Raw genomic sequence first — 3,051 nt, forward strand, 5'->3', positions numbered from 1 at the left:
CCGATCTTTCGTCCTGCTGTTGACATTACATTCTCTTCGGCCGCAAAGGTATTTGGAAAGAACTGCCTCTCAGTCATTCTCAGTGGGATGGGGAATGATGCAGGAGAAGGAGCACTTGCAATAAAAAATGCCGGAGGCAGTAATTTTGCCGTTCGGGAAGAAGACTGTCTGGTATATGGGATGGTCAGGTCTGCACTAAAGCGGGATTGTATTGACAGAGTCATCCCACTAAACAGAATACACCGTGAAATTATGAAACACATCGCAAATAAGGAATAAATCACATGGCTGAAGATGACACATACCGGAAACTCTTTGTTGCTGAATCCATAGAAAACCATGAGAATATTGTAAACAATCTCCTAATTCTTGAAAATGGATCTGATGATACAGCTATTGATGAGATATTCCGGGCAGCGCATACACTGAAAGGAATGTCAGCATCAATGGGATTTGATGAGATGGAAGCACTCTGCCATTCCATGGAAGATGTCCTGCATCTGATTCGAAGTGGTGAGCGCAGTGTCAATAAAGATCTTATTGATATACTTCTTGCATGTACTGACAGAATTGAAGAGATGCTTGACGATATTGAGTCGGGCGGAGACAGTTCTTCTTTAAATTCACGGGAACTGGCAGGACAGCTGAAACAACTGATATCTGATGAAAAAAATATACCTGAAGAGGAATCCGGCCTGTATTCTCAAACCGATACGAATTGTCCGGAGCAACCTGAAAAATATTCCCATCACATCTCCCTTACCATTGATGAAAACAGTCAGATGAAGGATATCCGTGCGCTTCTTGCCCTTGCAAATCTGAAAGAGATTGGAGATATTATCTGCTGCAGCCCAACTCCTGAGATACTGGAATCCTCTGACTCTGATTTCACTGGCACTTTGAGTCTGTATATTCTTACCGGTTCAGATGAAGAAACCATCCGGAATGCAGCGATGGTCTCTGAAATGTCAGATATCACAATTGTGCCATTTTCATCAGCACGGGAAGCGGAATGTGGGGAACAGCTACCGGCAGATGCCAGTCCCGATTCTGAAAATAATATTCATCAGATTACCATTACGGTTTCAGAAGAGAGCGACATGGGAGATGTACGGGCACTGATTGCATATCAGAATCTGGCCGATATCGGGCACATTATTTCATCCGAACCATCTTTTGAAGATCTTGACGATGGGAAATTTCCAGGGGTTTTGACCCTCATCATTCATTCAGATGCCGGCACTGAGGGATTGCATGCTGCAGCATCGGGTGTTGACATTCAGAATGTAGTGGTTGAACCATTTGTACAGGAAGAAGACACAGAATTACATATTATATCAGGTTCTGATGCAAACGATTCTGAAAATATTGTCGAAAATAATGATACTGAAATTATTGCCGAAAAAACCCCTAAAAAATCAAAAAAGAAAGAAGTGCAGAATATCAGGGTAGATATTCACCGCCTTGACCATATGATGAATCTTGTGGAGGATCTGGTCATTACCGGAGGAAGACTCCGGCAGATTGCTCATCAGTATAGCAGCAAGGAGATGGATGAAGCGCTCAATATGGTCAGCCGTTCTGTCTCTGATCTGCAAAATCTCATGATGAATATCCGGATGATTCCCCTCAACCAGATATTCAACCGGTTCCCACGCGTCGTCAGAGATGTTGCGGTGCACGATGGAAAAGAGGTTGAATTCATTATGAGTGGTGGAGAGACCGAACTGGACAGAAGTGTCATAGACGGCCTGGGTGATCCTCTGCTCCATCTGATTCGAAACGCAGTAAACCATGGAATTGAGATACCTGAAAAACGTTTAAAGGCAGGGAAAAATCCTAAAGGGACTGTTGTCCTCTCTGCATGGAGAGAGAAGGGGAATGTCATTATCCAGCTGAAAGATGATGGCGGTGGTATTTCTCCTGACGTAATTCTTTCAAAAGCCATAGAAAAAGGGCTCGTTGCAGCGGAACAGTCAAACAATCTGACCAGAGAAGAAATAATTAACTTCCTCTTCCAGGCGGGTTTTTCCACCGCAGACGAAATTACCGACATCAGTGGAAGGGGTGTCGGACTGGATGTAGTGAAAGGTGCCATTGAATCGTTAAAAGGAAAAATCAACGTAGAGAGTGAAGAGGGTAAAGGATCTACATTTACGCTGGTTCTTCCGCCCACAATGGCAATAATTGATGTAATGATGGTCCGGATTAACGGGAAACGCTGTGCAATTCCAATCGCTGCAGTTATAGAAGTTGCAAGAATTGACCGTAATGCGATTACCCGGATCGGAACGAGTGAAGCCATTCCGTTCAGGGGTGAGGTCCTTCAGATTCAGCATCTGAGTGAAATGTTTGAAGGAGGAAGTAACAGCGATATCGTCGTTGTCATACAGTATCAGAACACGAAATGCTGTATCCCGGTTGATATCGTTGAGGGACAACAGGAAGTTGTTGTCAAACCGTTAAGCAACGTAATTGGATCATGTAAAGGTGTAAGTGGAGTAACAATTCCCGGCGATGGAGATGTTGTTCCCATTCTCGATATAAATTCAATGATATAAATTATATAAGGTACGATAAAATGGAATTAAATGACCTACAACTGGATATGTTAAAGGAAATGGGAAATATTGGTGCCTCACATGCGGCCACTTCTCTTTCCCAGATGCTGATGAGTGAAATTGAAATGACAGTACCTGAGGTTGCTGTCATCGATATTTCTCAGGTCAGTAAGTACTTTGGTGAAGAAGTTTCGGCCATGGTTGTCTTCGAGATACAGGGAGAAATTCAGCCTGCCGGTTATATTGTCTACCATGTCCCGAGATCATCGGCGATAAGACTTACAAACACGATGCTTGGTTCGACCGATGAAGACAGGGAATTCAATGAAATGGATGAGAGTGCAATCATTGAAATTGGAAATATTATGATATCCCATTTCCTTGATGCAACAGCAGAACTTCTTGGTGTTGTCATGCTGCCATCACCGCCCATGATGACAATTGATATGGCCCTTGCTGCCTTTGAAAATATTCTTGCGCAGGTGGCAGG

General features: G+C 43.5%; 3 protein-coding genes. All 3 read left to right on the forward strand.

The features are described from left to right. Positions 1-279: chemotaxis protein CheB (locus tag MKMG_RS11180; protein ID WP_305847815.1), on the forward strand; the 279-nt coding region annotated here is incomplete at its 5' end. 5 nt (positions 280-284) lie between these two features. After that, a complete protein-coding gene (locus MKMG_RS11185; RefSeq protein ID WP_165078013.1) occupies positions 285-2,561 on the forward strand; it encodes a chemotaxis protein CheA in 2,277 nt (758 codons plus the stop codon). Between the two features lie 20 nt (positions 2,562-2,581). Next, positions 2,582-3,051: chemotaxis protein CheC (locus tag MKMG_RS11190; protein ID WP_165078015.1), on the forward strand; the 470-nt coding region annotated here is incomplete at its 3' end.

The sequence above is a fragment of the Methanogenium sp. MK-MG genome, from assembly GCF_009914725.1.
In the GTDB taxonomy this organism is placed as follows: Archaea; Halobacteriota; Methanomicrobia; order Methanomicrobiales; family Methanomicrobiaceae; genus Methanogenium.

Bases quoted from the DNA above. Each gene is read 5' to 3' on its own strand.
- MKMG_RS11185 (WP_165078013.1), top strand. From the start codon at position 285: ATGGCTGAAGATGACACATACCGGAAACTCTTTGTTGCTGAATCCATA.